Origin of the sequence: Psychromonas sp. B3M02, assembly GCF_003318165.1 — a bacterium.
In the GTDB taxonomy this organism is placed as follows: domain Bacteria; phylum Pseudomonadota; class Gammaproteobacteria; order Enterobacterales; family Psychromonadaceae; genus Psychromonas.
Genome location: NZ_QOCB01000089.1, coordinates 1 through 5,500, shown reverse-complemented (window position 1 = coordinate 5,500; position 5,500 = coordinate 1). Strand labels below are relative to the sequence as shown.

Genomic DNA, 5,500 nt, shown 5'->3' with positions numbered 1-5,500 from the left:
ACTTACTATGATTAGTATAATACCATCAATAACAACCTTTGCTCTACCAGCCTATAAAAACAAAAAAGCACTGACCATTGCGATCAGTGCCTTTGAAAATAAGTATAACGGGTTAATTAAGCCTATTTTTTAGCTTTACGCGCTAATGACAAGCCAACCAATGCTAACCCGAAAATAGCGATAGTAGAAGGAGCAGGTACATTCACCACTAATGCAGCGTTATCAAAACCAGCACCTTGATAAACAGTGGAATCTGCAAATAACACAAAACCATAATTATCAGATACACCATTAACCCAGTCTTGGATCGTACTTGTCACATCTAATGTGTAAGTATCAAATGTCGCTGTTTTAACGTCATCTACTACCGTTGTTTGGTTCGTTGATAAGTCTGCCCATTCATATAATGGTAAAGAGCCTGCAGTATCTGTCCAAGCACTTTCTACTTCACCTAATAACACACCCATTGCATTTTTAGTATTTACAGTAGAGACAAAATCAATGCTGAATACGGCAGAAAAGGCATTATTATTAACATCGCTTGCCGTTAGGTAACTTAAGTCAAAATCAAAAAAAGTAGCAATACGTAATGATTCTTGAGAGGTATTTTTGCGCTCACGTACAATTAACTCAGAACTGCTTAAAGGACCGCTGTTAACTGTACCTACTGAACTCTCATCGCCATCAGCAGAAACACTCACAATAGTATCTGGTGAAACACTAATAACGCTGGCTTGAGTACTTGGTGCGATAAGTGCCGACATTAAACATATGCCAGCAGAGAGGCTTGTTAACAGTTTTTTTGAATTGATCATAAATTATTCCTTTTGCTACTTACCTAACCTAACCAATATTGATCTCACTTAGGCTAATCCATTAATATTTATTTAATGACTAAATAAAGCACAATCTATGCCAAAATTAATACCTCTTTAGTTTCAATTAGATACAAAAAAAGTAATAAGTACCTACAAATAGATGTAAAAAAAACCGACAATTATCCCTTTATAAATATTAAATTACCTAATTAATCTTACAATAGAAAACAATAATTACTTTAATGCACAGATCTAAGGTCAACTAGCCAAGGGTGAGGTAATACCAGTTACATTAATGAGCTTATCTATTTTACTTGTTAAAATACTTATTTCTTTATTGTAATTTTAGTAGTTGGAACAACTATTAAAGAATGAATATTTTTTATTCTCCGATAGATTATTAACGAAGTTATTTTTCTGAGAAAAACTTAGAGCACATTATTTAATGTTACGGGTATAAATTGAATTGAACGTATATTTCAAATAAAAATGCTGCTAGCTGCTAATGGTGTTCAAAGTAAATGCAGTAAATAATTTTTGAAGTAATAAGGGACTATGAGGAAAACAAGTTTAGCACTATTTAACTCAAATTTTAGGCATAAAAAAACCAGCTTATCGCTGGCTTATTTATAGAATTGGTGCCCGGAGCCAGACTTGAACTGGCACGCCTATTAAGCGACGGATTTTAAATCCGTTGTGTCTACCGATTTCACCACCCGGGCAAATTCTATAATGGAGGCGGAACCCGGAGTCGAACCGAGGTAGATGGATTTGCAATCCACTGCATGGCCACTCTGCCATTCCGCCAAAACATTTGGAGCGGTACACGAGACTCGAACTCGTGACCCCAACCTTGGCAAGGTTGTGCTCTACCAACTGAGCTAGTACCGCATCACTATGTTTATCTCAAGAAGAAGCAGTAACTGTTTCCCCTCTCGATGTGTGCGCATTCTAATGATTCTTCAGAATGAGTCAACACTATTTATCGACTTTTTTACTTCTTTTAAACTGTTCGCCGCTTTTTTAGACTAAGCGGCGAGATATTCAACGATATTAGTGAAATTAATCACTTTTTACTTCGTTGCCTTTTTTTAATAATGGCCACGCCGCTTTTAAATAAACAATCATAGACCAAAGCGTTAATGCAGTTGCAATGTAAAGGAATACAAAACCAGCCCACTCCATTGTCACTGAGTATTGCCATATTAATAAAAATAACGCTAACATTTGTGAAGCGGTTTTTACTTTACCGATCCATGACACAGCAACAATGCCTCGCTCACCTAATTCCGCCATCCATTCGCGTAATGCTGAGATAATAATTTCTCGGCAAATCATCACCATTGCCGGGATAGTGATCCAAATTACCGCATAATGCTCCACTATCATCACTAATGCGACGGCCACCATTATTTTATCGGCAACAGGATCTAAAAACGCACCAAAAGGCGTTTGTTGATTTAAGCGACGTGCTAAATAGCCATCAAGCCAATCTGTTACACCTGCTAAGCAAAATACAAACGCAGCTGCAGCAGACGCCCATACACTTGGAAGGTAGTAAATAATGACAAATACTGGGATTAATAAAATTCGAAATGAGGTTAATATATTAGGTATGTTAAGCATTGAAATATCCTTTAGGCTATGCCCGCTTATTTTGGCACTTTATGCTTAGTATTTGCAAATGCTTAACCGATAAAATAACTATTAAAATGAACTAACTACTTGTTATGAGCAATATAGTTTATATTTCCTTTGTTTGTGGTTAATGGTTTAACTTTTAAACTCAAATTAATGGTGTAACGCTTCATGAATAGTCTCAGCTAAGCTCTTACTTATTCCGTTTAATTTACTTAATTCATCAATACTCGCAGACTTCACTCCTTGCAAACCACCAAAATGATTAAGTAGCATTTGACGTCGTTTAGCACCCACACCAGTGATCCCTTCCAAGGTACTCGTTCTTCTTACTTTATCGCGCTGCTGTCTATGCCCCATAATGGCAAAACGGTGAGATTCATCTCGAATCTGCTGAATAAGATGCAATGCAGGTGAATCACTCTCTACTTCTAATATTTCATGGCTATCGGCTAAGATTAATGTCTCTTCACCGGCTTTACGTGCCACCCCTTTAGCAATACCAATTAATAAAGGGTATTTTTCAGGAAAGTGATGCTCTAGAGAACTAATAATGGTCTCAGCTTGGCTTAACTGCCCTAACCCACCATCAATAAAGATGATATCAGGTGTGGTTTCCGCGCTTTGTACATCCTTAAAGCGTCGTGCTAATACTTGTCCCATGGCGGCATAATCATCACCCGGAGTGATACCAGTAATATTAAAACGACGATAATCTGATTTTTTCGCCCCTTCGCGGTTAAAGACAACACATGAGGCGACGGTTTTTTCTCCCATCATATGCGAGATGTCATAACATTCCATACGTTGAATAGGCGCCGTTAACTCAAGCTTCTCTTCCAATAGGTTATAACGTTGTAAAATCGACTTCTGTTGGCTTAAATGAGTGCTTAAGGCTATTGTTGCATTGGTTTTTGCTAACTTAATAAAACGTAAGCGTTCACCTCGCATTACAATCTTTAGTTTGGTTTTGTAACCACTGTGTTCTGAGAATAGATCTTCAAATATTTCACGATCAGCAAAGTCATCGGTTAATAAGATTTCTCTTGGTATTGCACGGCCGTTTTGACCTGACAGATAAAACTGACTTAAGAAACTACTTAACACTTCTTCTTGCGAAGAGTTTTTAGGCACTTTAGGGAAGTAGTTACGACTCCCTAACACACGCCCTTGTCGAATAAACAACATATGAATACTGGCAACACCATGTTGATAAGCAAAGCCTAATACATCTAGCTGCTCAACTTCACCGCTCACCCATTGTTGCTCTTGTACTTTTTTTAAGGATTGAATTTGGTCACGTCTTACCGCTGCTTTTTCAAATTCGAGATTGACACTAGCACCTTCCATCTCTGTCACTAATTGCTCAATCACTCCTTGACTCTTACCTTGCAGGAATGCGGTCGCAAGCTCGACTTGGTGCGTGTATTCCTGCTCAGGCATCGCATTAACACAAGGGCCTAGGCAGCGCTTTAATTGATACTGTAAACAGGGACGCGAGCGGTTTTTATAGTAGCTATCTTCACATTGGCGAATGGGAAATAATTTCTGCATTAAATGCAAGCTTTCACGAACAGCACCACCACTTGGGTAAGGACCAAAATAGGTGCCTTTACGCTTTTTGTTTTGGGAGCGTACTAAGGTTAATTGAGGGTGTTTGTGGTCACTTAAAAACAGGTAAGGATAAGATTTATCATCACGCAATAAAACGTTGTACTTAGGTTTATGCTGCTTAATAAAATTATGTTCAAGGATCAACGCTTCTGTTTCAGTATGCGTAATGGTTACTTCAATACGTACAATATGGCTTACTAAAGCTAAGGTTTTAGGGTGTTTTTGGGTCAGGCTAAAATAACTGCTCAAACGTTTTTTAAGATTTTTAGCTTTACCGATATAGATAATTTGATCTTTATCGTTAAACATCCGATACACACCAGGTTCAGTGGTTACGGTTTTTAAAAAAGCATCTGAATTGAATTTAGTCATAAATGAGATCACTGCATATAATAAAAAGGCACCTAAGTAGGTGCCTAATATATCATTTCAAAATAGGTATTTTAAAGCGTATCGGCATCTAACATGCCATAACGAATTGCAAGGTGCGTTAATTCAACATCCCCTTGCACACCTAATTTATCAAACAAGCGATAACGGTAACTGTTCACCGTTTTAGAGCTTAAACTTAATTGCTCAGAAATATCCACAACACGTTGCCCCTTAGTGATCATGATCATGATCTGCAGTTCACGCTCCGATAGCACACGGAATGGGTCTTCATCACTTGGTGCAAGTTGCGATAGCGCCATCTGTTGCGCAATTTCTGGTGTTAGGTAACGTTGTCCTGAGTTAACAGCACGGATCGCATTTAACACTTCATCTGGACAAGCAGCTTTACTGAGATAACCCGCAGCGCCCGCTTGCATTACTTTTGTTGGAAATGGATTTTCAGTATGCATGGTTAACATAATGATTTTGATATCTTCATTGATACGCAAAATCTTATTCATTGCATCTAACCCACCAATACCAGGCATATTAATATCCATTAAAATTACGTCTGGTTCATTACTTCTGCACCACTTCACGGCTTCTTCACCGCTTTCCGCTTCGCCTATTACTTTCATGCCTCGAACATCATCAATGATACGGCTTATCCCTGTACGAACTAATTCATGGTCATCGACCAGCAGGATATTTATCACTAAACTTCTCCGTATGAGTAAAAACTAACTCATAAATTAAACAGGTTAATCTATTATGTTTGATACTGTTATTTTCTGTTCTTCATCTATTCTGCTAACAAACATAATATACTGAATAACTTACTAATCTTAATTTGAGCATCAATTTTGCAACGAGCTACTCTACCTAATTTTTTAGGTCGCTTATAGAGCCAGAGTTAACTATTGCTACGCTATGCGATTTTTTCTCCTTGTAATGCTTATAAAACACACAAAAAATCTACTTTAACGCTTTATATTTAATAATACAATTTAAGTAGCGCAACATCATAGCAAACTATTTATAATAAAATACAAAAAAAA

Annotated in this window: 4 protein-coding genes and 3 tRNA genes; all 7 read right to left on the bottom strand. The window is 37.4% G+C overall.

The window, feature by feature from the left end; translation table 11 throughout:
• Positions 1-122: 122 nt before the first annotated feature.
• Positions 123-815 (bottom strand): PEP-CTERM sorting domain-containing protein, encoded by a 693-nt coding sequence (locus tag DS885_RS17780; protein WP_113819228.1) that lies wholly within the window; start codon positions 813-815, stop codon positions 123-125.
• A 639-nt stretch (positions 816-1,454) separates the two neighbouring features.
• A tRNA-Leu gene (locus DS885_RS09675) sits at positions 1,455-1,540 on the bottom strand.
• Between the two features lie 11 nt (positions 1,541-1,551).
• A tRNA-Cys gene (locus DS885_RS09670) sits at positions 1,552-1,625 on the bottom strand.
• A gap of 8 nt (positions 1,626-1,633) precedes the next feature.
• A tRNA-Gly gene (locus DS885_RS09665) sits at positions 1,634-1,709 on the bottom strand.
• 171 nt (positions 1,710-1,880) lie between these two features.
• A complete protein-coding gene (gene pgsA / locus DS885_RS09660; protein ID WP_113819227.1) occupies positions 1,881-2,444 on the bottom strand; it encodes a CDP-diacylglycerol--glycerol-3-phosphate 3-phosphatidyltransferase in 564 nt (187 codons plus the stop codon).
• Positions 2,445-2,609: 165 nt separating this feature from the next.
• The gene (gene uvrC, locus DS885_RS09655; RefSeq protein WP_113819226.1) at positions 2,610-4,442 is read right to left on the bottom strand and encodes an excinuclease ABC subunit UvrC; all 1,833 of its coding nucleotides are present in this window, start codon (positions 4,440-4,442) and stop codon (positions 2,610-2,612) included.
• Positions 4,443-4,513: 71 nt separating this feature from the next.
• A complete protein-coding gene (gene uvrY, locus DS885_RS09650; protein ID WP_113819225.1) occupies positions 4,514-5,158 on the bottom strand; it encodes a UvrY/SirA/GacA family response regulator transcription factor in 645 nt (214 codons plus the stop codon).
• Between the last annotated feature and the right edge of the window lie 342 nt (positions 5,159-5,500).

Excerpts from the sequence above, each read along its gene's own strand:
- DS885_RS17780 (WP_113819228.1), bottom strand. The coding sequence starts at position 815 with ATGATCAATTCAAAAAAACTGTTAACAAGCCTCTCTGCTGGCATATGT.
- pgsA (WP_113819227.1), bottom strand. The coding sequence starts at position 2,444 with ATGCTTAACATACCTAATATATTAACCTCATTTCGAATTTTATTAATC.
- uvrC (WP_113819226.1), bottom strand. The coding sequence starts at position 4,442 with ATGACTAAATTCAATTCAGATGCTTTTTTAAAAACCGTAACCACTGAA.